This is a genomic window from uncultured Brevundimonas sp., from assembly GCF_963977465.1.
Taxonomy (GTDB): Bacteria; Pseudomonadota; Alphaproteobacteria; order Caulobacterales; family Caulobacteraceae; genus Brevundimonas.
Genome location: NZ_CAXBOQ010000005.1, coordinates 173591 through 198143 on the forward strand (window position 1 = coordinate 173591; position 24553 = coordinate 198143).

The following is a 24553-nucleotide window of genomic DNA, read 5'->3' on the forward strand; positions in this document are numbered from 1 at the left end:
CCCGGCTTTCGCCGGGATGAGCGGATGGATTGGGGGTAACGTCACCCCTCCCCCAGACACCTCAGCGCCACTTCCAGATTGCGCAGCCCGTCCTCGCCGGTCACTGCCGGGGCCTCGCCGGTGCGGATGGCGTGGGCGAAGGCTTCGAGCTCCTTCTTCAGCGGCTCGGCGGGCCAGCTGTTGACGGCGCGGGTCTGGTAGGAGCCGTCGGCCTGCTGGCCGAAATATTCGGTGACCTGACGGGTGATCAGGTCGGCGACCACGAATTTGTTGGCCGTGGCGACCTGCAGGGTGCGCACCTTGTAGGGGGTGACCCAGTTGGTGGTGATGTGGGCGATGGTCCCGTTCTCGAGCCGGAACTGCAGCAGGGCCGTGTCTTCGCGATCAGCCTTGGTGCGGGCCAGTTGCGGCTGGACCTCGGTGATCTCGGAATCCGTCAGATGGCGGATGATGTCGATGTCGTGCACCGCCAGGTCGATGACCACCCCGACCTCGCCCATGCGCGGGGGGAAGGGGCCGACGCGGGTGATCTGGATCGAGATGATGTCGTCACCGTCGATGGCGCGCTTGACCGCGTCGACCGCCGGATTGAAGCGTTCGACCTGTCCGACCATCAGCACCCGGTCGTTCGCCTTGGCCGCATCGATCATGCGCTGGGCGTCGGCGACGGTGGCGGCGATCGGCTTTTCGACCAGCACATGCACCCCGGCTTCCAGCAGCGCCACGCCCAGCTCGGCATGGTGCCGGTTCGGCGTGGCGACGACAGCGGCGTCGAGCCCGGCGGCGACGAAGTCTTCGGCGGTGGTGAAGGCGCGGGCCTCATACAGCTTGGCGACACCCTCGGCCGTGGCCGCGTCCGGATCGAACACGGCGGTCAGGTCGAAGTCGCGGACATCTGACAGCACACGGGCGTGGTTGCGCCCCATGACACCGGCACCGGCGACGCCGGCCTTGAGCGGGGGGAGCGAGGAGAAGGTCATGTGGTTCAGCCCTTGTAGCTGGCGACGGCGGCGATGATCCGGTCCTGGGTCGCTTCGTCGAGGTCGGCGTGCATCGGCAGGCTGATGACCCGCTCCTTGAGCCGTTCGGTGACCGGCAAACCCTGGGGGCCGCGCGGATACATGTCATAGGCCGGCTGCAGGTGCAGCGGGATCGGATAGTAGACGGCGGTGGGCACGCCCTGGGTCTTGAGGTGGGCCGCCAGACCGTCACGGTCGTCATGCTCGATCGTGTACTGGGCCCAGTTCGAAACATTGCCTTTCGGCACGTCGGGCACGGCCGCGACATGGGCACGCAGCCCGTCGTTGTAACGGGCGGCGACGCGGTTGCGCATGCCGATTTCGTCGCCGAACACCTTGAGCTTCTCGATCAGAACCGCGGCCTGGATGGTGTCGAGACGAGAGTTCAGCCCGACACGCATGTTCAGATATTTGGGGTCGTGCTCGAAGGTCTTGCCCTCCAGATCGCGGGCGACGGCCTTGCCGTGCACGCGCAGGGAATCGATCAGCTGGGCCAGATCGTCGTCATTGGTCAGCACCGCCCCGCCGTCGCCGTAGCAGCCCAGCGGCTTGGCCGGGAAGAAGCTGGTGGTGGTGATGTCGGCCCACTTCAGCGGATGGTCGCCGTCGATCGTGCAGCCGAAGCCCTGGGCCGAGTCGGCGATCAGCTTGAGGCCGTATTTGTCGCAGACCGCCTTGATGGCCGGATAGTCGGCGGGCTGGCCGAACAGGTCGACGGCGATGACCACGCGCGGCTTCAGCCGGCCTTCCTTGATCGTGGCCTCGATAGCGGCCTCGAGGTGGCCGGGGTCCATATTGTAGGTCGTCGCGTCAACATCGACGAAGACCGGCTCGGCGTCGAACCACGGCACCACTTCGGCGGTGGCGGCGAAGGTGAAGCTGGGCACGAACACCGCGTCGCCGCGGCCCACGCCCCAGGCCATCAGCGGCAGGGCCAGGGCGTCGGTACCGTTGGCGCAGCCCAGCGCGTGTTTCGCGCCGCCGAAGGCCGCGAGATCAGCCTCGAACTGACGCACCTGCGGCCCCATGACCCAGGCCCCGCCGACCACGGCCTCCTGAACGGCGGCCTCGATCCGGCCGTCGAGACGAAGGCGTTGGGCCTGCAGGTCGATGAAGGCGATGGTCATGACTGAAATTCTCTCATCAGGCGGCGGCGTGCTCCGGCTTGTAGCGGCACGGGTCGGGGGGCCAAGGTTGGGCGCCTCCTACCAAACCGTCCCCACCGGGGACAAACGCTACAGGGTCACTTCACGTTGCGGGTTGCAACGCGACCATGCCGTGGCCTAAGCGACGGGGTAAGGGTGGAATGCATAGTGACGACCAGAACGACCAGCGCAACCGGCCAGACAGCGGGCGGCAGCGTACCTGCCGTGTTTCTCGATCGCGACGGCGTGTTGATCGAGGACACCGGCTATCCGCATCTCGAATCCGATCTCATCCCGATCCCCGGGGCGGACGGGGCCGTGCGACGGCTGAACGCACTCGGTTATCTGGTGGTGGTGGTGACCAACCAGTCCGGCGTGGCGCGCGGTATGTTCACCGAGGCCCAGATGCACGCCTTTAATGATCTGATCGTGCGGCGGCTGGCGGCCAAGGGAGCCCGGATCGGTGCGGTCTATGCCTGCCCCTTTCACAAGGAGGCGCGTGACGAACGCTATTTCCACGCCGATCATCCCGATCGCAAACCCAACCCCGGCATGATCACCCGCGCCATCGCCGAACACGGCATCGACCCGGCGCGCTCGTTTCTGATCGGCGATCGGCCGTCCGACCTCGAAGCGGCCAAGCGCGCCGGCCTGCCCGGCTTCCTGTTCGAGGGCGGTGATCTGGACGAATTTGTCCACGACCTTCTCGGCGGTTGATCGCAATTCCGGTGGCGATGAAATAGGCTGGACAGCCCCGACCCGGAGAATTTGTCATGGCGGAATACGCTGAACGTCGCTGGACCTCGTCGGACGGGCTGACCCTGTTCGCGCGCGACTACGGCGGTGCCGCCGGCGCGGCGCGGCTGCCGGTGATCGCCATCCACGGCCTGACCCGCAACAGTGCTGATTTCGACACCATCGCCCCGCTGATCGCTCAGAGCGGTCGACGCGTGCTGGCCGTCGATGTGCGCGGCCGGGGACGGTCGGACCGGGCCCCGGACCCGATGACCTATTCGCCCGAGGTCTATGCGCGGGATATTCTGGCCCTGATGGATCAGGCCGGAATCGACAGGGCGGTCTTCCTCGGCACCTCGATGGGCGGGTTGATCACCATGGCGATCGCCGCCATCCGTGCGCGGACGATCGCGGCGGCCATCATCAATGACGTCGGGCCCGAGGTGTCGCCTGTCGGCCTCGCCCGGATCGCCGCCTATATGGGCCAGGCGGTCGAGATTTCGACCTGGGCCGAGGCGGCCGACTATGTGAAGGGGCTGAACGCCGCGGCCCTGCCCCACTATACGGACGCCGACTGGGCCGCCTTCGCCCGGCGCACCTTCCGGGACGGCACGGAAGGCACGCCGGTGCCGGACTATGATCCCGATATCGCCGTGCCGATCCGGGCTGCCGGGGCCAAGGCCATGGTGCCCAATCTGTGGCCCTTCTTCCGCCGGCTGACCCGCGGGCGGCCGATCCTGCTGGTGCATGGCGAGACCTCGGACCTGCTCAGTCCCGAGATCGTCGACAAGATGCGCAAGGCCGCGCGCAAGATGGCCTATGTCCAGGTGCCGGGCGTCGGTCACGCGCCGATGCTGGATGAGCCCGAGGCCCGGGCGGCGATCTTCGAATTCCTCGCGGGCGTCAAATAGACCGTCGTACCATCATGCCTTCTTGACGAATTCGGTGCGCAGGACGAGGCCGCGAACCTTGTCGACATTGGCCTCGATCTCGTCCTCGTCACCGGTCAGCCGGATGTTCTTGACCAGGGTGCCGCGCTTCAGCGTGACCCCGCCCGAACCCTTGACCTTGAGGTCCTTGATCAGGGTGACGCTGTCCCCGTCGGCGAGGATGTTGCCGTTGGAATCCCGGGTCGGGGTGTCGGTCATGGCGGGTCTCGGTGTGCAGCGGTGAAGGAAGGGAACGGGGTCGGGTCGCGCCGGGGTGGTTGTCTCAGGACTCCGGCACATTGGCCTCGAGGTCGTCCAGCCAGACGCGGGCATTGCCGTCGGACGGGGCGCGCCAGTCGCCGCGCGGCGACAGGGAGCCGCCGGTCACCACCTTGGGCCCGTTCGGCAGGGCCGAACGTTTGAACTGGCTGGTCTGGAAGAAGCGCACGAGGAATTTGCGCAGCCAGCCCTTGATGGTGGTCAGGTCATAGGCGACGCGCTCGGCCTCGGGCGTATGCACGGGCCAGTCGCCGGTCGACGTATCCTTCCAGGCCTGATGCGCCAGCCAGGCGACCTTGGACGGCCGGAAGCCGTAGCGGGTCACGTGAAACAGGAAGAAGTCGTTCAGCGCATAGGGGCCGACCGTGTCCTCGGTCGACTGGATCTTGCCGTCGGCTCCGGCCGGCACCAGTTCAGGCGAGATCACGGTGGCCAGCACGGAATGCAGGGCGGGCGTCGCGTCAGCGCCGACCAGATCGCCGTCGGCAACCCAGCGGATCAGGTGGCGGATCAGCGTCTTCGCCACCCCGCCGTTGACGTTGTAGTGGCTCATATGATCGCCGACGCCATAGGTGCACCAGCCCAGCGCCAGTTCCGACAGGTCGCCGGTGCCGAGCACGAAGGCCGCGTGGCGATTGGCCAGTCGGAACAGATAATCGGTGCGCAGCCCGGCCTGGACGTTCTCGAAAGTGATGTCGTGCACGGGCTGACCGTCCGCATACGGATGACCGATGTCGGCCAGCATCCGCTCGGCGGCCGGGCGGATGTCGATCTCCTCGCCGGTGACGCCCAGCGCCCGCATCAGGGCCCAGGCGCTGGCCTTCGTCCCGTCCGAGGTCGCGAAGCCGGGCAGGGTGAAGGCGAGGATGCCGGTGCGCGGCAGGTCCAGCCGGTCGAAGGCGCGACAGGCGACCAGCAGGGCCTGGGTCGAATCCAGCCCGCCCGAGACCCCGATCACCAGCCGCTCGGCCCCGGTGGCGGTCATCCGCCGCATCAGGCCCTGCACCTGGATGTTGAAGGCCTCGTAGCAGTCGCGGTCCAGCCGGGCCGGGTCGTCCGGCACGAACGGGAAGCGGTCGAGCGGCCGCAACAGGGTGTCGACCCCGTCATGACCCGGGGCGCTGAACGGCACGACGGTGGCGGCCTCGCCCTCCAGCCGGGCACAGTCGGCGAAGGTGCCGTTGCGCAGCCGGTCCAGACCGATCCGTTCGACGTCGACATCGGCCACCGTCAGATGGGATTCCAGCGAAAAACGCGGTCCCTCTGCCAGTTTCGCGCCCAGTTCGTGGATGGTCGCCTGGCCGTCCCAGGCCAGGTCGGTGGTGCTCTCGCCCCAGCCCGAGGCGGCGAAGACATAGGCCGACAGGGTGCGCACCGACTGGCTGGCGCACAGGACCGCGCGCTCGTCGGCCTTGCCGATGACGATGTTGGAGGCCGACAGGTTGCAGAGGATGCGCGCCCCGGCGAGGGCGGCCCGGGTCGAGGGCGGCAGCGGGGCCCAGAAATCCTCGCAGATCTCGACCGCGAAGACGAAGCCGGGACGGTCGTCGGCCTCAAAGATCAGCCCGGGCGCGAAATCGACACTCTCGCCGTTCAGGACCAACACATCCTCGGCCCGACCGGCGGCCGGCGAGAACCAGCGTTTCTCATAATATTCGCGGTAGTTGGGCAGGTAGGATTTCGGCACCACGCCCAGCACCTGACCATTGGCCAGCACCGCGGCGCAGTTGAACAGGGCGTCGCCGTTGCGCAGCGGAGCCCCGACGACCGCGACCACGCCGGCCTCTCCCGCGACCTCGGCCAGATGTCCGATCTGGCGTTCGACCTCGACCAGCAGGGCGTCCTGCATCAGCAGGTCGTCGATCGCATAGCCGCTGAGCGACAGTTCGGGGAAGACCAGCAGATCGACGCCCTCGGCCCCGGCCTGACGGATCAGGGCGGCATGTTCGGCGGCGTTGGCGACCGGATCGGCGATATGGACCACCGGCGTGGCGGCGGCGACGCGGACGAAGCCGTGGGTGGCGGCAGAGTGGAAGGCGTGGGCTTCAGGCATCGATGGTTCCGCCGACAGGTCAGCCCCTTCTATCAGCCGGAAGCTAACGACCGCAAAACCCGTTCTCTGCTTTCGTCATCCCGGACAAGCGCAGCGCGATCCGGGACCCAGCGGCGCGCGAGAGCGCGACCCTGTCGCGGACACGACCCCGCGCCGCATCGCGCCAGACCGGCAAAACCTCGCACAGATCTTCCCGATCCGCGAAAAAACCTCCAACGAAAACCAGTCGCTACAAAAAAGTCGGGCCAATCGACCGACCCCCCGTCCCAGACCCCTTACAATGCCGCCCGATCATCAACCGGGGTCCGACGCTCCGGGTCAGCCCCCGGTCAATGTGGACTCAGTGGACTCAGTGGACTGTGTTTTTTTCGAAGGGACACCCCGCCCCCCCTCAATTGTCCGCGTTCGCGTGACGCGGCCCCCGGTGTCGGCTAAGCGGACAGGATGACTGACACGCCGAAAAAGGGCTGGCTCTCGCGGCTGAGCGAGGGGCTGGGCCGATCCTCGAAACAGATGACCGAACAGGTCGTCGCGACCTTCATCCGCGAGCCGCTCAGTGAGGCGGCGCTGGAGCAGCTGGAAGAGCATCTGATCGAGAGCGATCTGGGCCCCGCCGCCTCGGCGCGGATCGTCGAGCGCTTTCGCGACCTGCGCTTCGGCAAGGGCTCCGACGAACGCGAGGTCAAGGAGGCCCTGGCCGAGGCGGTCGCCGCCGAACTGTTGCCGCGTCAGGCCGCCTATGAGCCGCTGAACGGTCCCAAGCCCTTCGTCACCCTGTTCGTCGGGGTCAACGGCTCGGGCAAGACCACCACCCTGGGCAAGATCGCCGCCGATCTGACCGGTCAGGGGGCCAAGGTCATGATCGTCGCCTGCGACACCTTCCGTGCCGCTGCCCGCGAGCAGCTCAAGGTCTGGGCCGATCGCGCCGGGGCCGATTTCGAGAGCCGCCGCGACGGGGCCGATCCCGCCGGTCTGGCCTTCGACGCCTATACCAGGGCCAAGGCCGAGGGCTATGACGTGGTCCTGATCGACACCGCCGGGCGGCTGCAGAACAAGTCGGCCCTGATGGACGAACTGCTCAAGATCGTGCGGGTGCTGAAGAAGATCGATGCCGACGCCCCGCATGAGACCCTGCTGGTGCTGGACGCCACCGTGGGACGCAATGCCCTGGCCCAGGAACAGATCTTCGGCCGAACCGCTTATGTGTCGGGTCTGGTGATGACCAAGCTGGACGGCACCGCCCGCGGCGGCGTGCTGGTGCCCGTGGCCCAGGCGTCGGACGCGCCGATCAAGCTGATCGGGGTCGGCGAGGGCATCGAGGATTTGCAGCCGTTCGACGCCCGCGCCTTTTCGCGCTCGCTTGTCGGGCTTGAGGACTGAGAATGACTGACACGACCACCCCCGCGCCGAAATCCGGCCAGTGGATCCGCCAGGCCGTCGACTTCGGGGCCCTGCTGGCCTTTGCCGTCGCCTATTTCGTCACCCGCGACATGATCAAGGCCACCTGGGTGCTGGTCATCGCCTCGACCCTCGCGCTGGCGACCGGCTATTTCGTCGAGAAGCGTTTCGCGCCGCTGCCGTTGATCACCGGCCTGTTCGCCCTGGTGTTTGGCACCATGACGATCGTCTTCCACGACGAGAGCCTGATCAAGATCAAGCTGACGGTCCAGAACGCCCTGCTGGCGGTGGTGCTGTTGGGCTCGCTGCCGTTGAACAAGTCGCCGTTCAAATATCTGCTGGGTGACGCCATCCGGGTGACCGACAAGGCCTGGCGGACGCTGACCCTGCGCTATGGCCTGTATTTCGCGACGGTGGCGGTGACCAATGAGGTCATCTGGCGCACCCAGTCCGACGGCACCTGGGTGCAGTTCCGGGTCGGGCTGTTTATACTCGCGATCGTGTTCGGCCTGCTGCAGGTCCCCTTCATCATGAAGAATCTGCTGCCGACGGGCGAGGAGCCGGGACCCATCTCGCCCGATCCGGGTATCTGAGGCGAATCCACCGGCGATCCGTCGTCAAACCGTAAAGCGCGGCTGATAGCGCTACGGAACAGGCTGAAAGGATGCGGTTGATGGTCAAGTCCGGAAAACAGACGCGACGCAACGGGCAGCTGGCGGTTTCACCCAGCCATCTGATCCACCGTGCGCTGCAGCTGGCACTCGACCTCTATGCCGCCGAGACCGGTGCCGACGGCCTGACCCAGCGCCAGTTCGCGGTGCTGGAGGCGGTGTCGCAGAAGTCGGGTCTGACCCAGACCGATCTGGTGCGGGCGACCGGAATCGATCGGTCGACCCTGGCCGATCTGGTGGCGCGGATGACGACCAAGGGCCTGCTGGAGCGCGAGCGTTCGGCGATCGATGCCCGGGCCATGGCCGTGCGGCTGTCAGAAGCGGGTGCGGCGGCCCTGGACGCGGCCCGACCCCGGGTCGAGGCGGCCGACAAACGCATCATGGCCCTGCTGCCCAAGGGCAAGCGCGACGGCTTCCTTGCCCTGCTGTCGGATCTGGCCTCGGCCGCCGACGCGGTCCCGGACAAGGCCCAGGCCGAGGCGCGCGCCGCCAAGAAGGCCCTGAAAGAGGCCCGCAAGGCCGAACGGGCGGCGAAAAAGGCGGCCAAGCCAGCCAGGTCGGACAAGCCGGCCAAGGGCAAGAAGGCCTCGGTCGCGGCCTGACGGGCCGACGGAGTCGGGCCTAGACGCGAATATCCAGCAGGGAACCGGGCCGGCTCGGCCGATCGGGCGATGGCTCGGAACGGGTGGCGCTGGCCGTGACGGTCGGCGCGATGGTCGAAGCGGCCGGGGCTGCGGCAGCGGTTCGCGCCGGAGCGGCCGTCGCCTGCACCTGACCCATGGCCGCGCGGAAGAAGGCGGCGCGGGCCGCATCCGCAGCGGCTCCGCCCGCAGGGGTCAGGCCGGTGCCGGGCATGGCGGCGGGCATGTCGGGTCGAATCGCGGTCATGCGAGGACGGTTAACCAATCCTGTCGAAAAAGGGTTAACGCGGCCGTCGGGTGCGGTGGATCAGCGGCGCGTGGCTGTGGGCAGGGGGCGCGGCGGGGCCTGCATCGCGCCGACCAGACGGTCGACGTCGGCCTGATCGATCAGCGGCCCGGAATGTTTGGCCACGACCGTGCCCATGGCGTCGACGGCGAAGGTCTCGGGCACGCCGGAGACGCCCAGGTCCAGACCAGCCCGCCCGTCGCGGTCGACCAGCACCTTGGCGAAGGGATCGCCGAACTGATCGAGGAATTGGCGCGTCTTTACCGGGTCGTCCTTGTAAGCGACGCCGACCAAGGCCACGCCCCGCGCCTTCAGCGCCAGCAGCGTCGGGTTCTCGACCTGACACGGGGCGCACCACGAGGCGAAGACATTGACGATCATCGGCCGACCGACCCCGGCCGTCTTCAGATCGAGATAGCCTGGTCCGGCGCTGTCGCCGGTCAGTATCGGCAGGACGGTCTCGGGAATCGGCTGGCCGACCAGGGCGTCGGGCTTGAAGGCCGGGTCCCGCTTCAGCGACCAGCCGATGAACAGGGCGGCCAGGGCGGCGACCACCGCCAGCGGGATCAGCGACAGCCAGCGGTTCATGCGGCGGGCCCGGTCGGGTCGGTGGAGGCGGCCGCCTCCAGCGCCGCCAGATCCCGCGACCAGCGCCGCGCAGCGCGTATGGCGCGGACCACCAGCCCGCCCAGCACCAGGGCGCTGAGGCCCCAGGCGGGCCAGACGAAGGCGGCATAGGCACCCATGTCGAGGTCAAGCATCTCAGGCCTCCACGGCGGCGCGGGCGCGCAGGGTCAGGACCCGGCGGCGCGTGACTTCGGTGCGGATGGCGGTCAGCCACAGGGCCCCGAACAGGGCGGCATAGGCGGCCATCATCGTCAGCAGCGGCACCAGAAACACCTCGCTCAGCGATGGTCCGCCCATGCGCAGCAGCGAGGCCGGCTGGTGCAGGGTGTTCCACCAGTCGACCGAGAATTTGACGATCGGCAGGTTGATCAGCCCGACCAGACCCAGCACGGCGGCGGCGCGACCGGCCTTCACCTCGTCGTCGATCGAGGCCCGCAGGGCGATATAACCGAGGTAGAACAGGAACAGGATCAGCACCGACATCAGCCGGGCGTCGCCCCAGGCCCACCAGGCCCCCCACATCGGCTTGCCCCACAGCGAACCGGTGACCAGCGCGAGGGCGGTGAAGGCCGCGCCCGGCACGGCGGCGGCGCGGGCGGCGGCGTCGGCCAGCGGATGGCGGAACACCAGGGCGAAGAAGCTGGAGATGCCCAGCGCCGCATAGGCCATCAGGCCGAGGGTGGCGGCCGGAACATGGACGAACATGATCCGAACGGTGTCGCCCTGCTGATAGTCTTCGGGCGCGGCGAAGGACAGCCATGTGCCGACGGCCAGCAGCACGGCGGCCAGCGCCCACAGACCCGGCGTCAACGGGCGGGTGAAGCGCATGAAGCGCTCGGGATTGGCGAGACCGAACATGGGGCCTCCTTAGCGACCAAACGCGGCGCGCGCCACATGGCCGGGCGCGACGGACTGTGCCGGGCCGTTCCGCACGTCAGCTCTGCGCGTTGCGGATGGCGGCGGCCCCGGCAATGGGGCCGATGACCATGGCGAACAGGGCATAGGCGGCCAGCAGGGCCAGGGCCGGAGCCGGGTCCATGCCGCTGGCGGCCCGCTCCAGCGCCCCGGCTCCGAACACCACCGGCGGGATGAACAGCGGCAGCACGACGATGGCAATCAGCAGACCGCCGCGCCGGGTGCCCAGCGCCAGGGCGGCCCCCAGCGCGCCGGTGAAGGCGAAGCCCAGACCGCCGATCGCCGCGGCCAGGGCCGTTATCGGCATGAGTTCGGACGACAGGCCCAGGGTCAGGGCCGCGACCGGGGCGGTCAGGGCCAGCGGCAGGCCGGTCGCCAGCCACTGGCTGAAGGCCTTGACCGCGAACACCGCTTCCAGCGGCAGCGGGCCGGTGGTCAGCAGATCCAACGCCCCGTCCTCGAGATCGCGTTCGAACAGCCGCTCCAGCGACAGCATCGAGGCCAGGGCCAGGGCCAGCCAGGCGATGGCGGAAGCGATCGGCTTCAGCCCGACCGGATCGCCGCCGGCGGCCAGCGGCACCAGCACGGTCAAACAGGCAAAGAAGCCGCAGGCCAGCAACGGTCCGCCGCCACCACCCCAGGCCAGGGACAGTTCGCGCCGGAACAGTACGGCCATGGCGGTGCGGAACGGGCTCATCGTCCCGCTCCCAGATCGAGGGCGCGGGCCGGGATCGGCAGGGGGTCGTGGACGGCGGCCACGATCAGGCCACCCCCCTGAAGGTGGCGCGCCATCATCGCGCCGACGGTGGCGCGCCAGCGGGCGTCGAGCGGGCTGAGCGGCTCGTCCAGCAGCCACAGCGACCGCGGCGAGCCGATCAGTCGGGCCAGCGCCAGCCGCCGACGCTGTCCGGCGGAGAGCTTGCGCACCTCCAGATCGAGCAGGGGGGCGAGGCCCAGGGTCTCGATCGCCTCGGCGATGCCCCTGTGGCTGTGGCCCAGCCACTGCGACTGGAACATCAGTTCATCCCGGGCGGTGCGCGCGGTCTTGAGTCCGTCGAGATGGCCCAGCAGATGCAGGCCATGGGCGCGGGCCTCGGGCGGGTCGATGGGGTCGCCGTCTGCGTTGAGGAAGACCACGGCACCGGCTTCGGGGCGGATGAAACCGGCGACGGCGCGCAGCAGGCTGGTCTTGCCCGCGCCATTGGCTCCGGTCAGGGCCACGGCCTCGCCGGCGGCCAGGTTCAGGTCGAGGCTGCGGAACAGTATCCGCTCGCCGCGCGCCAGGGTCAGGCCGGTGGCCGTCAGGGTGTTGATCATGCGGCCTCCCTTCGCGGACGCCGCGACACGGGCAGATTGAGACCCATTCTCAATCTCCACAACGCCGTCATGGGTACATGGACGACGGCGTCGCCACGCACTATATCCGGCTTTGCCGCAGCAGGCTTTCGCCGCGCGCGGCGGGGACCTGTGTGCCCCGTCGTCTGTCGCGCGATCGCGCAACCGGATGTCCGGGCGGCTTTGACCAGAGGAAGCTCTCCATGCCGTCAGTTGACAGCCTAACCACCCGCCGGGACATGACCGTCGGGCGCAAGAAATACGCCTATTACAGCCTTCCGGCCGCCGAGGAAGCCGGCCTGACCGGGATTTCCCGCCTGCCGCGCTCGATGAAGGTGCTGCTCGAGAACCTGTTGCGCAACGAGGACGGGGTTTCCGTCACCGAGGCCGACCTCAAGGCCGTGGCCGCCTGGATCGACAACAAGGGCTCGGTCGAGCACGAGATCGCCTTCCGTCCGGCGCGCGTGCTGATGCAGGACTTCACCGGCGTTCCTGCCGTGGTCGACCTGGCCGCCATGCGCGACGCCATGACCGCCCTCGCCGCCGATCCGTCGCGGATCAACCCGCTGACGCCGGTCGATCTGGTCATCGACCATTCGGTCATGGTCGATCATTTCGGCACCGCCGGTGCCTTCGCCAAGAACGTCGAGCGTGAATACGAGCGCAACATCGAGCGTTACAAGTTCCTGCGCTGGGGCTCTTCGGCCTTCAACAATTTCCGCGTCGTGCCTCCCGGCACCGGCATCTGCCACCAGGTCAATCTTGAGCATCTGGCCCAGACCGTCTGGACCGTGGCCGAGGGCAAGGCGACCGTCGCCTATCCCGACACGGTAGTCGGCACCGACAGCCACACGACCATGATCAACGGTCTGGCTGTTCTGGGCTGGGGCGTCGGCGGCATCGAGGCCGAGGCGGCTATGCTGGGCCAGCCGATCCCGATGCTGATCCCCGAGGTCATCGGCTTCCGTCTCGACGGTCGTCTGCCCGAGGGGGCTACGGCCACCGACCTGGTGCTGACCGTGACCCAGATGCTGCGCAAGAAGGGCGTGGTCGGTAAATTCGTCGAGTTCTTCGGCCCGGGCGTCACCGCCCTGACCATCGAGGACCAGGCCACCATCGCCAACATGTCCCCGGAATACGGGGCCACCTGCGGCTTCTTCCCGGTGTCCCAGGCGACCATCGACTATCTGACCGCCACCGGCCGGGACAAGGCCCGCGTCGCCCTGGTCAAGGCCTATGCCGAGGCCCAGGGACTGTGGATCGACGAGAATTCGGAGGACCCGGTCTTCACCGACATCCTGTCGCTCGACATGGCCGAGGTCGTGCCGTCGCTGGCCGGTCCGAAACGCCCGCAGGACAAGGTCGCCCTGACCGAGGCCGCCCCGGCCTTCGAAACCGCCATGGCCGAGGTCTTCTCGCGTCCCGACGCGACCGCCCGCTTCCCGGTCAAGGGCCAGAAGTTCGACATCGGGGACGGTGACGTGGTCATCGCCGCCATCACCAGCTGCACCAACACCTCCAACCCGTCGGTGATGATCGCCGCCGGCCTGGTGGCGCGCAAGGCCCACAAGCTGGGCCTGAAGGTCAAGCCGTGGGTCAAGACCTCGCTGGCCCCCGGTTCGCAGGTCGTCACCGACTATCTGACCGCCGCCGGCCTGCAGACCGACCTCGACGCCCTGGGCTTCGACCTGGTCGGCTACGGCTGCACCACCTGTATCGGCAACTCGGGCCCGCTGGACCCGGCCATCTCGCAGACCATCAACGACAACGGCCTCGTCGCCACCTCGGTTCTGTCGGGCAACCGGAACTTTGAGGGTCGGGTGAACCCCGACGTTCAGGCCAACTATTTGGCCTCGCCGCCGCTGGTCGTCGCCTACGCCCTGGCCGGTTCGATGCGGATCGACATCTCCAAGGATCCGATCGGTCAGGACAAGAAGGGCAAGGATGTCTTCCTGAAGGACATCTGGCCGACCTCGAAAGAGATCGCCGACATCCAGAAGAAGTCGGTCACTCCGGCCATGTTCGCCAAACGCTATGCCGACGTGTTCAAGGGCGACAAGCACTGGCAGGGCATCGCTGTCGAGGGCGGCCAGACCTACGCTTGGGACGACGCCTCGACCTATGTGCAGAACCCGCCCTATTTCGACGGCATGACGATGGAGCCGGCCCCGGTCGCCGACATCGTCGAGGCCCGTGTGCTGGGCATCTTCGGTGACTCGATCACCACCGACCACATCAGCCCGGCCGGTTCGATCAAGAAGACCTCGCCCGCCGGGGTCTATCTTACCGATCATGGGGTCGAAACTCTCGACTTCAACAGCTACGGCGCGCGCCGCGGCAACCATGAAGTGATGATGCGCGGTACCTTCGCCAACATCCGGATTCGCAACAAGATCACGCCCGACATCGAAGGCGGCGTGACCAAGCATTTCCCGTCGCAGGACACGATGTCCATCTATGACGCCGCGATGCGCTACCAGGCCGAAGGCCGCCCCCTCGTCGTCTTCGCCGGCAAGGAATATGGCACCGGCTCGTCGCGCGACTGGGCGGCCAAGGGCACCCGGCTGCTGGGCGTTCGCGCCGTCGTCGCCGAGAGCTATGAGCGGATCCACCGTTCGAACCTGATCGGCATGGGCGTGGTGCCGCTGCAGTTCAAACAGGACGGCTGGACCAAGCTGGGTTTGACCGGTGAAGAGATCGTCACCATCCGCGGCCTGTCCGACGTCAACACCGGCAAGCTGCGTCCGCGTCAGGACCTGTGGGTCGAGCTGTTCCGCCCGTCGGACGGCAAGATGGCCCGCTTCCCGGTCCGCTGCCGCATCGATAACGCCACCGAGATGGACTACTTCAAGGCCGGCGGCGTGATGCCCTACGTTCTGCGGAACCTCGCCCGCGACTAGGTGATGCAGGCCCTGTCGGGCCGAAGACAATCAGGGGCCGGCGGAGACATCCGCCGGCCCCTTTTTGTATTTCAGGCCGTGGGCGGGTCCAGTTGCATGGCTTCGGCCAGCAGGCGGGCTTCGGCAGCGCGGCTGGAGCCCCGACGCCAGGCGACCACGATCTCGCGACTGGGGGCCTTGGCCGAGATCGGGCGGATGACCACCCCGGGCATGTCGGCCAGACCGGCGTCGACAGCCATGCGCGGCAGGAAACTGACCCCGAGTCCGGACGAGACCATCTGCACCAGGGTGTGCAGGGAGGTGGCGGCGAAGACGTCGTCACCGCGCGACGGTTCGATGTCGAAGGCGGCCAGGGCCTGGTCGCGAAGGCAGTGGCCGTCTTCCAGCAGGATCAGGTCCTCGGCCTTCAGCGCGCCGGGGTGGATGGCCCCGGGCACGGCCAGCCGGTGGCCGACCGGGGCGGCGGCCAGGATCTCGTCGTCGCCGATGCGGGCGTGGTCGATGCCGGGGGCCGAATAGGGCAGGGCGATCACCGCCGCGTCCAGATGCCCGGCCTTCAGCCCGGCGATCAGGCGCGGCGTCAGATCCTCGCGGATGAACAGGCGTAGGGCCGGATAGGCAGCGTTGAGCCCAGGCAATTTAGTGGGCAGCAGAAAGGGGGCGATGGTCGGAATGATGCCCAGTCGAAAGCGGCCGGACAGCGGGCGGCCCGCATTACGAGCGGCCTCGACCAGGTCCTCTGTCCGGGCCAGCACATCTTCGGCCCGGCGCACGGCCTCGGCCCCGACGGCGGTTAACTGGACATTGCCGCGCGTGCGTTCGACCACCGGGGCACCGAGAATCTTCTCCAGCTCCTGCACGCCCGAAGACAGCGCCGGTTGGCTGACGTGGGCGGCCTCGGCGGCGCGGCTGAACGAGGCATGTTCGGCCAGGAGCTTGAGATACTGGAGCTGTCGCAGGGTCGGGAGCATGAGAGCGATATAAGGGTTCGCTATCATCAGATCAAAATCTATCGGCTGACTTCATCGAAGGCCGAAGCCCCCGGTCTCTGACGCATCAGAGACCGGGGGTTAGGTGATCAGGCCTCGGCCCGGCGCGCGGATCGGGGCAGGTCGAACCGGTCGGCGTTCATGACCCGGGTCCAGGCGGTGACGAAGTCGCGCACGAATTTCCCGTCCGCGTCGGCGGCGGCATAGACCTCTGACACAGCCCGCAGCTGGGCGTTGGAGCCGAACACCAGATCCGTGCGGGTGGCCGTCCATTTTTGCCGATCGGTCGCGCGATCGGTGCCGATGAACGTATCATCGCCTTCGCCGTCGACCTGTTTCCATGCCGTGCCCATGTCGAGCAGATTGACGAAGAAGTCGTTGGTCAGCACGCCCGGCCGGTCGGTGAAGACGCCGTGCTTCGAGCCGCCGTGGTTGGCCCCGAGGACCCGCAGCCCGGCGACCAGCACCGTCATCTGCGGTGCGCTGAGCCCCAGCAGCTGGGCCCGGTCGATCAGCAGTTCCTCGGTCGGGACGCTGAATTTGACCTGCAGATAGTTACGGAAGCCGTCAGCCCGCGGTTCGAGCACATCGAAGCCCTCGGCGTCGGTCTGGTCCTGCGTCGCATCCGTCCGGCCCGGAGTGAAGGGAACCTCGACCGCATGGCCACCGTCCCTCGCCGCCTTCTCGATGGCCACGGAACCGCCGAGCACGATCAGGTCAGCGATCGAGACCGTCTTGCCGCCCGCCTTGTCGAAGTCGGCCTTGATGCCGTCCAGCACCTTCAGCACCCGGGCCAGCTGTTTCGGCTGGTTGACGTCCCAGTCCTTTTGCGGCGTCAGGCGGATGCGGCCGCCATTGGCCCCGCCGCGATGGTCGGAGCCGCGATAGGTCGAGGCCGCGGCCCAGGCCGTCTGCACCAGTTCGGATACCGTCAGGTCCGAAGCGAGGATCGTCTTCTTCAGTCCGGCGATGTCGGCGGCGTCGATGACGGGGCCAGTCGGGGCCGGGATCGGATCCTGCCACAGCAGGTCTTCAGCCGGCACCTCCGGGCCGAGGTAGCGGGCCCTTGGCCCCATGTCGCGATGGCACAGCTTGAACCAGGCGCGGGCGAAGGCATCGGCGAACTGGTCCGGATGGTCGCGGAACCGCTCGGAAATCTTGCGATAGGCGGGGTCCATCTTCATCGCCATGTCGGCGGTGGTCATCATCGTCGGCAGGCGGCGCTGGGGGCTGTGGGCACCCGGGGCTAGGTCTTCCGGCTTCTGGTTGATCGGTTGCCACTGTTTGGCCCCGGCGGGGCTGGTCACCAGCTCATAGTCATAGTCGAGCAGCATGTGGAAATAGCTGCCGTCCCACTGGATCGGCGTCGGGGTCCAGGCCCCCTCGAGGCCGCTGGTGATGGTGTGGTCGCCGATGCCGCTTTCGTGGCTGCTGTGCCAGCCCAAACCCTGCTGGGCGATGTCGGACCCTTCGGGCTCCGCCCCGATCTTGGAGGCGTCCCCCGCGCCGTGGCATTTGCCGAAGGTGTGGCCGCCGGCGGTCAGGGCGACGGTCTCCTCGTCGTTCATGCCCATGCGGGCGAAGGTCTCACGGATGTCGCGACCCGAACCGATCGGATCAGGATTGCCGCCGGGGCCTTCCGGGTTGACGTAGATCAGGCCCATCTGGATCGCGGCGAGCGGGTTTTCGAGCACCGCTTCTTTTTCCGGGTCGATGCGGGTATCGCCCAGCCACTCTTCTTCCGTGCCCCAGTAGATGTCCTTTTCGGGTTCCCAGACGTCGGCGCGGCCACCGCCGAAGCCGAACACCGGCCCGCCCATCGACTCGATGGCGACATTGCCGGCCATGATCATCAGGTCAGCCCAGGACAGCCGGGCCCCGTATTTCTGCTTGATCGGCCACAGCAGGCGACGCGCCTTGTCGAGGTTGGCATTGTCCGGCCAGCTGTTGAGCGGCGCAAATCGCTGCGAGCCCGACGAGGCTCCGCCGCGGCCGTCACCGCTGCGATAGGTGCCGGCGCTGTGCCAGGCCATGCGGATGAAGAAGGGGCCGTAGTGACCATAGTCCGCGGGCCACCACGACTGACTGTCGGTCATCAGGGCGGTGAGGTCGCGTTTGACGGCCGGATAATCGAGCGTCCGGAACGCCTCGGCATAGTGGAAGTCCGGCCCCATCGGGTCGCCGTTGATGCCGTGCTGATGCAGGATGTCGAGCGAAAGCTGGTTAGGCCACCAGTCGCGGTTGGTGCGGCCCAGCAGGGACCTGAGCGCCGCAGGCCCCCTTGCAGGGCACTGAAGGGGATCGCCGCCTGAGTTGCCGTCCATGACTGGCCTCTTTCTGTCCTGAGTGTCCGGACAGCCTAGGTCGTACGGCATGCAAAGACCAATCGATAAAGATTGTTACGACGAATGGGAAAATCTATGCTGCGGTCGGGGCGGCTTATAATATAAATCTATTCGCACTTGCGAAATGATCGATTTGACTTCGCAGTCGCGAAGCCCCATCTCACCGTCATCGGCGCAGAGCCTCCCCTCTCCGCCGCCTTCTTTGTCCCTAGTCTGTCAGGAAAAGCATATGCTCGGTGTTGGTGAAAAGCTGCCGGAATTCAAAGTCATTGGCGTTAAGCCGGGCTTCAACGACCATGAGGAAAACGGCGTCTCCGCCTTCGAGCCGATCAATGGCGACAGCTTCGAGGGCAAGTGGAAGGTCATCTTCTTCTACCCGAAGGATTTCACCTTCGTTTGCCCGACCGAGATCGCCGAGTTCGCCTCTCTGGCACGTGAATTCGACGACCGCGACACCGTGGTGATGGGCGGTTCGACCGACAACGAATTCGTCAAACTGGCCTGGCGTCGCGACCACGCCGATCTGAGCAAGCTGCCGATCTGGCAGTTCGCCGACAACGGCGGTAAATTCGCCCGCCAGCTGGGCATCCTCAACGAAGAAGAGGGCGTCGCCCTGCGCGCCACCTTCGTCGTGGATCCGCACAATGTCGTGCAGCACGTCTATGTCACCAACCTGAATGTCGGCCGCGCCCCGGCGGATACGCTGCGCGTTGTTGATGCCCTGCAGACCGACGAACTGTGTGCCTGCAACCGCCCGGTGGGCGGTGAGACGCTCGCCGCCTGAAGCGACTGACAAAATGGTGGAAGGCGGCGGCGTTCGCGTCGCCGCCTTCTCGCCGCGCGCTTCATTTTTGGGCGCTACGCTCGACTCGCGGAGCCTCGCGACATGAGCGCGGTCGCGCCCGGTAACCAGACCAACCCCGATTCGGCTCAAGCAGCGAGCGACCGCGTCGCGCGCGATAGCCGACCAAGGAATCAAAATGTCGATCGACGCCCTGCGCGACCTGATGCCCGCCTATGCCAAGGACATCTCGCTTAACCTGTCGTCACTGGCCAGTGAAACGGTGCTCAGCGACCAGCAGAAATGGGGCTGTTTCCTCGCCTGCGCCCATGCGGTGGGCGTGGCTCCGGTGGTGCGGCTGATCACGGCAGCGGCGGGCGAGGTCCTGACTCCGGAGGCCGCCTCGGCGGCGAAGTCGGCGGCGGCCATCATGGGTATGAACAACATCTATTATCGCGGCCTGCACCTGATGCAGAACACCGAATACACGACCCTGCCGGCCCGGTTGCGCATGAACGTCCTGGCCAATCCGGGTGTCGACAAGGCCGATTTCGAACTGTGGGAGCTGGCGGTCAGTACGCTGAACGGCTGCGGCTCCTGCATGGACGCGCACGAGGCAGCGCTGAAGACCCACGGCGTGCCCAATACCCACGTTCAGGCCGCCATGCGTATCGCGGCCGTGGTCCATGCTGCCAGTCGCATTGCTGCCTCGGAAGCCGCCCTGGCCGATTAGCCGACGGGCGCGGCCCAGTCCGTGCCCTTAAGGGCGGCGGCGTAGGTCCGGCTGACCGGGGCGGCCGAGCCGTCCGACAGGACCAGTCGCCCCCGGCCCGCCTTCCAGCGCGCGCTCTCGACGGCGGTGCGCGCCACCCACCACGAGCGATGGGTGCGAAAGCCGTCCGCCGTGTCCAGCGCGGCCAGCGCATCCGCGAACCGCATCAGGATCAGGTCCGAGCCGGCCTCGGTGCGAATGCGCAGATAGTGGTCCTCGGCCTCGACCGCGATCAGACGTGCCCGGGCCAGACGCGGCGACAGTCTGGCGCGCAGGGCCGGCGGGGCGACGCCGGCCGCGGTAAGGGCGCGCGGCTCGTGACGGCGCAGCGCCCGGCGTGTCAGCCAGGCCAGTATCACCACCGCGACGTTGATGGTCAGCACATCCGGCATGATCGAGAGGGCGTGCGCGACGGAGGCGGGCATGCCGAAGAAGAGCAACGGCACCAGTGTCACCCACACGGCGATGGGCGGGGTCATGGCCAGCAGCTGGGCCAGGGCGAACAGACGGGGCCGGCCCGCCAGCCGCCGGGCGATCATCGGTTCGATCACGGCGGCGATCAGGCCGCCGCCGACGATGGCCAGTTGCCAGTACAGATAGCGAGGGACCGTCGGAATCCCGTCGGTGCTGAAGGGGCCGACTGCGCCGAGAAACAGGCCGAACAGCACCAGGGCCGCCAGTTCGGCCACCCCGGACCGGCCCAGTCTGAACGCCGCCAGCGTCCTGATCATCTGTCCTGCCCGCACGTGCCGCCCCGTTGGCGAAAGGACACGCTCCGTTCGCGAAGGCGAGGCTGACACGCTGCCGCGCTCCGGTTCAAGCCGGATCGGCCAATGTGGGAGAGATCGACGTGGCAAGAGTGATCGGGCCGGTGATGTTCGGGGTGATGGCGCTGATGGCGTTGGGCGTGGCGCTGGTCAGTGCGCGCTATCTGCTACCCGGGTCTCCGTTCGCCGCGCCGCTGATGCTGCAGCAGATCGCCAACTGGCCGGTTGCGGTGATGGCCCATGTCGGCGGCGGTGTTACGGCCCTGGCGCTGGGCTCGTTCCAGCTGGTTACCCGGCGCGGTGCGCGCCGCGTCTGGCACCGGTGGGCCGGGCGGACCTATGTCATCGCCTGTCTGGTCGGGGCGGTGTCGGGGTTCTGGTTGGCGCTGCACGCTTCGGCCGGGCCGATCGCGACGGCCGGGTTCGGGGGGCTGGCCATCGCCTGGTTCGGCACCACGACGATGGGCTGGCGGCTGGCCGTCGCCGGCCAGTATGCCGCGCACCGGCGCTGGATGATCCGCAGTCTGGCGTTGACCTTTGCGGCGGTGACGTTGCGGCTGATGCTGCCGATGATCCCCCTGACCGGACTGGCGTTCGTCGAGGGCTATCGCGCGATATCGTTCTTGTGCTGGATCCCCAACCTGGTGCTGGCCGAGCTCTGGATCCAGACCGGCGGTCGGGACGTCGGTCCTCAGGGTTCGCCGGTTTCGGCTTAGCGAAGGCGCCGCGCAACGGCCCCCATCAGGTCAGGCCGGGTCGAAGGTCAAGGGTTCGCCCCAGAACTGGGCGACCAGGTTCGACTGCGAACCCGCCTTGCCGGAGGTGAGAAAGTCGCGCCGGCCGTCCGACCCCAGATCATAATCCGGATGGCGCAGGAAATAGCGTTCGAGGGCGTCAGCCACCGCGGTCGGCTGGTGGATCACCGGCGTGCCGGGCGGCAGGGCCGCGGCGAACAGGTCGGCGACGATCTCATAGTGGGTGCAGCCGAGAATGGCCTTGTCCGGATGGCGGCCGATGCGGCGACGCAGGGCGTCGACATGGTCATCGACGACCAGCTTCAGCTCTTCGGCCGGCGCGCCCAGTTCGATCAGGCCGGCCAGGCCGGGGCACGGTTCGGAAAACACCGCCAGGTCCTCGCGGCGCTTGTCGATCTCGATCTCATAGACTCGGCTCATGGCCGTGGCGGCGGTGCAGAACACGCCGGTGACGTCGATGGCCTCGATCTTCTCGCCCCCGAACCGCTCCGAACGTTCGGCCTCGAAAGCCCAGGGTAGGCCGGTGGCGGCCTCGATGGTCGGGACAATGATACCAAGCACATTGATCGGGCGGCCATGGCGCGCGCGCGCCTCGGGCACCCAGGTCTGCTGCAGCCGGCGCAGGGCGATGGCGCTGGCGGTGTTGCAGGCCAGAACGATGACGCTGGCCCCGGCCTCGAACAGCCGCTCGCAGCCGACGCGGGTCAGATCGACGATGTCCTCGCCGTCGCGGCCGCCGTATGGGGCATTGGCCTGATCGGCCAGATAGATGAAGTCCCGCCGGGGAAACCGTCGGGTCAGTTCGCGGTGAACCGTCAGTCCACCCACGCCGGAGTCGAATACGCCAATCGCCATGGTGCGGCCTTTAGCCGCCCGGCCCGGCCGCGTCCAATATTCAAGATAACGCTCCGTTCATGTGACGGTCAGGCGCAATAGGCCTAGGGTGGCCCATCAGACACAATCCAGATTACGGAGCGACCATGCATAGACGTCATGTCCTCATCGGGGGCGCGAGCCTCTTCGCCCTAACCGGTTGCGCTACAGCGGGAGCCATGACGGCCGTCGGCTCCTCGCCGACTTCGCTCGCCGCGGACGCGGCCATCGCCCGCGCGGTTCTTCCGGACCAGACGCCGCGGGCTGAACTGCTGCAACCATGGGCCGGGCCGTTCGGCGGGGTGCCGCCCTGGGACAAGGTGACGGCGGCCAAGCTGCGCGCGGCTGTTCTGGAAGCTATCGAGCTGCGCCGTGCCGAGATCCTGGCCATCGCCAACAATCCGGCCGCCCCAACCTTCACCAACACCCTGGTTGCCATGCAGATGGCCGGTGCGCCGATGGATCGGGCAGACGCGGTTTATGGTGTCATGATCCAGAATATCGGATCGGATGATTATCAGGCGGTTGATACCGAGGTGTCGCCGCTGTTGTCGGCCGCCGGTGACGAAATTACCTTCAACGAGAAACTGTTTCAGCGCGTCAGGGCCGTGGCGGACGGTGCCGCCGCCGCTGGTCTGACGACCGAACAGACCCGGATCGCGACCCGGTCCCGCGACGCCTTTGTGCGGAACGGTGCTGCCCTCGACGCGGCCGGCAAGGCCGAGCTTGGCCGGATCAACACGGCTCTGTCGAACGCCTTCACCAGCTTCAGCCAGAAGGTTGTGGCGGATGAGCGCACCTGGACCGTGATTCCGACCGAGGCCGGAATGGCCGGCATGTCGGCGTCCAACAAGGCCGCCGCTGCTGCGGCTGCGCGCTCGCGGGATTTGCAGGGCTGGGTCATCGTAAACAGTCGCTCCAGCGTCGACCCCTTCCTCAGCTTCGCCGACAACCGCGCCCTGCGTGAGGTCGTCTGGAAGAAATTCGTCAATCGCGGTGACAACGGCGACGCCAATGACACCAATGCGACCATCGCCGAGATCGTGAAGCTGCGGGCCGAGCGCGCAGCCCTGCTCGGCTTCGGCAACCATGCCGAATGGCGCATGCAGGACACGATGGCCAAGACCCCGGCCGCGGCCATGAACCTGATGAACCGGGTCTGGGCCCCGGCCAAGGCGCGGGTCGTCGAGGAGGTCGCGGACATGCGCGCGATCGCCGGCCACGACATCGAGCCGTGGGACTATCTGTACTATGCGGAGAAAGTCCGGAAGGCGAAATACGATCTCGACCAGAATGAGCTGAAGCCCTATTTCGAGCTGAACAATGTCCGCGCCGGCTCCTTTGCCATGGCCGAGCGTCTTTACGGCTTCACCTTCACCAAACTGCCGACGGGAACGGTGCCGGTCTTCCATCCGGATGTGACCGTCTATGAGGTCAAGGACCACGGTCGTCCGGTCGGTCTGTACTACACGGACGACTATGCCCGCCCGGGCAAGCGGTCGGGGGCGTGGATGACGACCTACCGGTCGCATTCTACCTATGCCGGCGACGACAATGTGCTGGCCTCGAACAACAACAATTTCACCAAGGCCGAGGGTGGCCAGCCGGTCCTGATCTCACTCGACGACGCCGAGACCATGTTCCACGAGTTCGGTCACGCCCTGCACTACCTGTCGTCGAACGTGACCTATCCGGCGCTGGGTGGTACGCCGCGCGACTTCGTCGAGTACCCATCGCAGGTGCACGAACACTGGGTGCTGAGCCGGCCGATCCTCGACGGCTATCTGAAGCATGTCGAGACCGGTCAATCGATGCCGCAGGCGCTGGTCGACAAGATCGAATCCGCGGCCACCTTCAACCAGGGTTATGCCACGGTCAGCTATCTGTCTTCGGCGCTGGTCGACATGGACCTGCATACCCGGGCCACGCCGCCGACCGACATCGACGCCTTCGAACGCGAGAGCCTGGCCCGCTACGGCATGCCCAAGGAGATCGTGATGCGGCACCGCCTGCCGCAGTTCAATCACCTGTTCACGTCCGATGCCTATTCGGCCGGGTACTATTCCTACCTGTGGTCGGAGACGATGGACGCCGACACTTGGGCCTATTTCGAGGAGTCGGGAGACGTGTTCAATCCGGACATCGCCAGCCGGTTCAAGTCGATCATCCTGGCCCCGGGCAACACCACCGATCGCGGCGAGGCCTATCGCCAGTTCCGCGGCCGTGACCCGGACGTGGCGGCCCTGCTGAAGGTGCGGGGCTTCCCGGTCAACTAGGACCGCGGCGATCCTGATGAATATCGGCCCGGTGGAGCGATCCACCGGGCCGTTCTCATGTC

The 24553-nt window shown here is 67.3% G+C and carries 24 protein-coding genes; 10 read left to right on the forward strand and 14 right to left on the reverse strand.

The genetic code is table 11. The annotated features are described in order from the left end of the window. Positions 1-41 precede the first annotated feature (41 nt). Positions 42-980 (reverse strand): Gfo/Idh/MocA family oxidoreductase, encoded by a 939-nt coding sequence (locus AAC067_RS11970; protein WP_339932805.1) that lies wholly within the window; start codon positions 978-980, stop codon positions 42-44. A 5-nt stretch (positions 981-985) separates the two neighbouring features. Then, on the reverse strand, positions 986-2146 hold the full coding sequence (locus AAC067_RS11975) for a DegT/DnrJ/EryC1/StrS aminotransferase family protein (RefSeq protein WP_339932807.1): 1161 nt from the start codon (positions 2144-2146) through the stop codon (positions 986-988). A gap of 186 nt (positions 2147-2332) precedes the next feature. Here AAC067_RS11975 and AAC067_RS11980 point away from each other — a divergent pair, with 186 nt between their 5' ends. Beyond that, positions 2333-2881, forward strand: a complete 549-nt coding sequence (locus AAC067_RS11980) for an HAD family hydrolase (RefSeq protein ID WP_339932809.1) — start codon at positions 2333-2335, stop codon at positions 2879-2881. A 56-nt stretch (positions 2882-2937) separates the two neighbouring features. Beyond that, positions 2938-3810, forward strand: a complete 873-nt coding sequence (locus tag AAC067_RS11985) for an alpha/beta hydrolase (RefSeq protein WP_339932811.1) — start codon at positions 2938-2940, stop codon at positions 3808-3810. A 12-nt stretch (positions 3811-3822) separates the two neighbouring features. On the opposite strand, the gene AAC067_RS11990 is transcribed toward AAC067_RS11985, so the two are convergent. Continuing rightward, the gene (locus AAC067_RS11990) at positions 3823-4047 is read right to left on the reverse strand and encodes an alkylphosphonate utilization protein (RefSeq protein WP_339932813.1); all 225 of its coding nucleotides are present in this window, start codon (positions 4045-4047) and stop codon (positions 3823-3825) included. A 64-nt stretch (positions 4048-4111) separates the two neighbouring features. Continuing rightward, on the reverse strand, positions 4112-6160 hold the full coding sequence (locus AAC067_RS11995; RefSeq protein ID WP_339932815.1) for an NAD(+) synthase: 2049 nt from the start codon (positions 6158-6160) through the stop codon (positions 4112-4114). Positions 6161-6604: 444 nt separating this feature from the next. Here AAC067_RS11995 and ftsY point away from each other — a divergent pair, with 444 nt between their 5' ends. The 3 genes from ftsY (at position 6605) to AAC067_RS12010 (ending at position 8831) form a co-directional block, all read left to right on the forward strand. Then, positions 6605-7540 carry a signal recognition particle-docking protein FtsY gene (gene ftsY, locus AAC067_RS12000; protein ID WP_339932817.1) on the forward strand — a complete coding sequence of 312 codons (936 nt, stop codon included), beginning with the start codon at positions 6605-6607 and terminating at the stop codon, positions 7538-7540. Between the two features lie 2 nt (positions 7541-7542). Further along, entirely contained in the window at positions 7543-8151 is a 609-nt protein-coding gene (locus tag AAC067_RS12005) for an inner membrane-spanning protein YciB (RefSeq protein WP_339932819.1), read from the forward strand. Between the two features lie 80 nt (positions 8152-8231). Next, a complete protein-coding gene (locus tag AAC067_RS12010) occupies positions 8232-8831 on the forward strand; it encodes a MarR family transcriptional regulator (RefSeq protein ID WP_339932821.1) in 600 nt (199 codons plus the stop codon). A gap of 19 nt (positions 8832-8850) precedes the next feature. On the opposite strand, the gene AAC067_RS12015 is transcribed toward AAC067_RS12010, so the two are convergent. The 6 genes from AAC067_RS12015 to ccmA form a co-directional block, all read right to left on the reverse strand. Continuing rightward, positions 8851-9117 (reverse strand): hypothetical protein, encoded by a 267-nt coding sequence (locus AAC067_RS12015; protein WP_339932823.1) that lies wholly within the window; start codon positions 9115-9117, stop codon positions 8851-8853. A 60-nt stretch (positions 9118-9177) separates the two neighbouring features. Further along, complete coding sequence (locus tag AAC067_RS12020; protein WP_339932825.1) at positions 9178-9744, reverse strand: DsbE family thiol:disulfide interchange protein; 567 nt, start codon at positions 9742-9744, stop codon at positions 9178-9180. After that, positions 9741-9917: a heme exporter protein CcmD gene (gene ccmD / locus AAC067_RS12025; RefSeq protein ID WP_339932827.1), complete on the reverse strand. Its 177-nt coding sequence runs from the start codon at positions 9915-9917 to the stop codon at positions 9741-9743. Before ccmD ends, AAC067_RS12020 begins: the two co-directional genes overlap by 4 nt. Before the next feature lies 1 nt (position 9918). After that, positions 9919-10641, reverse strand: a complete 723-nt coding sequence (locus AAC067_RS12030; protein ID WP_339932829.1) for a heme ABC transporter permease — start codon at positions 10639-10641, stop codon at positions 9919-9921. 76 nt (positions 10642-10717) lie between these two features. After that, positions 10718-11395: a heme exporter protein CcmB gene (ccmB, locus tag AAC067_RS12035; protein WP_339932831.1), complete on the reverse strand. Its 678-nt coding sequence runs from the start codon at positions 11393-11395 to the stop codon at positions 10718-10720. Then, positions 11392-12015, reverse strand: a complete 624-nt coding sequence (ccmA, locus tag AAC067_RS12040) for a heme ABC exporter ATP-binding protein CcmA (protein ID WP_339932833.1) — start codon at positions 12013-12015, stop codon at positions 11392-11394. The genes ccmB and ccmA overlap by 4 nt, the downstream gene beginning before the upstream one ends. Before the next feature lie 221 nt (positions 12016-12236). Here ccmA and acnA point away from each other — a divergent pair, with 221 nt between their 5' ends. After that, positions 12237-14933 (forward strand): aconitate hydratase AcnA, encoded by a 2697-nt coding sequence (acnA, locus tag AAC067_RS12045; RefSeq protein ID WP_339932835.1) that lies wholly within the window; start codon positions 12237-12239, stop codon positions 14931-14933. A gap of 71 nt (positions 14934-15004) precedes the next feature. On the opposite strand, the gene AAC067_RS12050 is transcribed toward acnA, so the two are convergent. Further along, positions 15005-15904 carry a LysR substrate-binding domain-containing protein gene (locus AAC067_RS12050; RefSeq protein ID WP_339933193.1) on the reverse strand — a complete coding sequence of 300 codons (900 nt, stop codon included), beginning with the start codon at positions 15902-15904 and terminating at the stop codon, positions 15005-15007. A gap of 107 nt (positions 15905-16011) precedes the next feature. After that, the gene (gene katG, locus AAC067_RS12055) at positions 16012-18246 is read right to left on the reverse strand and encodes a catalase/peroxidase HPI (RefSeq protein WP_339932837.1); all 2235 of its coding nucleotides are present in this window, start codon (positions 18244-18246) and stop codon (positions 16012-16014) included. Positions 18247-18391: 145 nt separating this feature from the next. On the opposite strand from katG, the gene AAC067_RS12060 reads away from it, so the two are divergent. After that, entirely contained in the window at positions 18392-19051 is a 660-nt protein-coding gene (locus AAC067_RS12060; protein ID WP_339932839.1) for a peroxiredoxin, read from the forward strand. Between the two features lie 196 nt (positions 19052-19247). Continuing rightward, positions 19248-19781: a carboxymuconolactone decarboxylase family protein gene (locus AAC067_RS12065; protein WP_339932841.1), complete on the forward strand. Its 534-nt coding sequence runs from the start codon at positions 19248-19250 to the stop codon at positions 19779-19781. Here the strand turns inward: AAC067_RS12065 and AAC067_RS12070 are convergent. Continuing rightward, a complete protein-coding gene (locus AAC067_RS12070; protein WP_339932843.1) occupies positions 19778-20551 on the reverse strand; it encodes a LytTR family DNA-binding domain-containing protein in 774 nt (257 codons plus the stop codon). The genes AAC067_RS12065 and AAC067_RS12070 overlap by 4 nt on opposite strands. Positions 20552-20670: 119 nt before the next feature. On the opposite strand from AAC067_RS12070, the gene AAC067_RS12075 reads away from it, so the two are divergent. Then, the gene (locus AAC067_RS12075) at positions 20671-21303 is read left to right on the forward strand and encodes a DUF2306 domain-containing protein (protein ID WP_339932845.1); all 633 of its coding nucleotides are present in this window, start codon (positions 20671-20673) and stop codon (positions 21301-21303) included. A gap of 30 nt (positions 21304-21333) precedes the next feature. Here the strand turns inward: AAC067_RS12075 and AAC067_RS12080 are convergent, their stop codons facing one another. Next, a complete protein-coding gene (locus AAC067_RS12080; RefSeq protein WP_339932847.1) occupies positions 21334-22197 on the reverse strand; it encodes an aspartate/glutamate racemase family protein in 864 nt (287 codons plus the stop codon). A 125-nt stretch (positions 22198-22322) separates the two neighbouring features. Between AAC067_RS12080 and AAC067_RS12085 the strand changes: the two genes are divergently transcribed. Beyond that, the gene (locus AAC067_RS12085; protein WP_339932849.1) at positions 22323-24491 is read left to right on the forward strand and encodes a M3 family metallopeptidase; all 2169 of its coding nucleotides are present in this window, start codon (positions 22323-22325) and stop codon (positions 24489-24491) included. Positions 24492-24553 lie beyond the last annotated feature (62 nt).

What these genes read in the sequence shown, in the direction of transcription:
- AAC067_RS11970 (WP_339932805.1), bottom strand. Translation starts at nt 980, where the DNA reads ATGACCTTCTCCTCGCTCCCCCCGCTCAAGGCCGGCGTCGCCGGTGCC.
- AAC067_RS11975 (WP_339932807.1), bottom strand. Translation starts at nt 2,146, where the DNA reads ATGACCATCGCCTTCATCGACCTGCAGGCCCAACGCCTTCGTCTCGAC.
- AAC067_RS11985 (WP_339932811.1), top strand. Translation starts at nt 2,938, where the DNA reads ATGGCGGAATACGCTGAACGTCGCTGGACCTCGTCGGACGGGCTGACC.
- AAC067_RS11990 (WP_339932813.1), bottom strand. Translation starts at nt 4,047, where the DNA reads ATGACCGACACCCCGACCCGGGATTCCAACGGCAACATCCTCGCCGAC.
- AAC067_RS11995 (WP_339932815.1), bottom strand. Translation starts at nt 6,160, where the DNA reads ATGCCTGAAGCCCACGCCTTCCACTCTGCCGCCACCCACGGCTTCGTC.
- ftsY (WP_339932817.1), top strand. Translation starts at nt 6,605, where the DNA reads ATGACTGACACGCCGAAAAAGGGCTGGCTCTCGCGGCTGAGCGAGGGG.
- AAC067_RS12005 (WP_339932819.1), top strand. Translation starts at nt 7,543, where the DNA reads ATGACTGACACGACCACCCCCGCGCCGAAATCCGGCCAGTGGATCCGC.
- AAC067_RS12010 (WP_339932821.1), top strand. Translation starts at nt 8,232, where the DNA reads ATGGTCAAGTCCGGAAAACAGACGCGACGCAACGGGCAGCTGGCGGTT.
- AAC067_RS12015 (WP_339932823.1), bottom strand. Translation starts at nt 9,117, where the DNA reads ATGACCGCGATTCGACCCGACATGCCCGCCGCCATGCCCGGCACCGGC.
- AAC067_RS12020 (WP_339932825.1), bottom strand. Translation starts at nt 9,744, where the DNA reads ATGAACCGCTGGCTGTCGCTGATCCCGCTGGCGGTGGTCGCCGCCCTG.
- ccmD (WP_339932827.1), bottom strand. Translation starts at nt 9,917, where the DNA reads ATGCTTGACCTCGACATGGGTGCCTATGCCGCCTTCGTCTGGCCCGCC.
- AAC067_RS12030 (WP_339932829.1), bottom strand. Translation starts at nt 10,641, where the DNA reads ATGTTCGGTCTCGCCAATCCCGAGCGCTTCATGCGCTTCACCCGCCCG.
- ccmB (WP_339932831.1), bottom strand. Translation starts at nt 11,395, where the DNA reads ATGAGCCCGTTCCGCACCGCCATGGCCGTACTGTTCCGGCGCGAACTG.
- ccmA (WP_339932833.1), bottom strand. Translation starts at nt 12,015, where the DNA reads ATGATCAACACCCTGACGGCCACCGGCCTGACCCTGGCGCGCGGCGAG.
- acnA (WP_339932835.1), top strand. Translation starts at nt 12,237, where the DNA reads ATGCCGTCAGTTGACAGCCTAACCACCCGCCGGGACATGACCGTCGGG.
- AAC067_RS12050 (WP_339933193.1), bottom strand. Translation starts at nt 15,904, where the DNA reads ATGCTCCCGACCCTGCGACAGCTCCAGTATCTCAAGCTCCTGGCCGAA.
- katG (WP_339932837.1), bottom strand. Translation starts at nt 18,246, where the DNA reads ATGGACGGCAACTCAGGCGGCGATCCCCTTCAGTGCCCTGCAAGGGGG.
- AAC067_RS12060 (WP_339932839.1), top strand. Translation starts at nt 18,392, where the DNA reads ATGATCGATTTGACTTCGCAGTCGCGAAGCCCCATCTCACCGTCATCG.
- AAC067_RS12065 (WP_339932841.1), top strand. Translation starts at nt 19,248, where the DNA reads ATGTCGATCGACGCCCTGCGCGACCTGATGCCCGCCTATGCCAAGGAC.
- AAC067_RS12070 (WP_339932843.1), bottom strand. Translation starts at nt 20,551, where the DNA reads ATGATCAGGACGCTGGCGGCGTTCAGACTGGGCCGGTCCGGGGTGGCC.
- AAC067_RS12080 (WP_339932847.1), bottom strand. Translation starts at nt 22,197, where the DNA reads ATGGCGATTGGCGTATTCGACTCCGGCGTGGGTGGACTGACGGTTCAC.
- AAC067_RS12085 (WP_339932849.1), top strand. Translation starts at nt 22,323, where the DNA reads ATGCATAGACGTCATGTCCTCATCGGGGGCGCGAGCCTCTTCGCCCTA.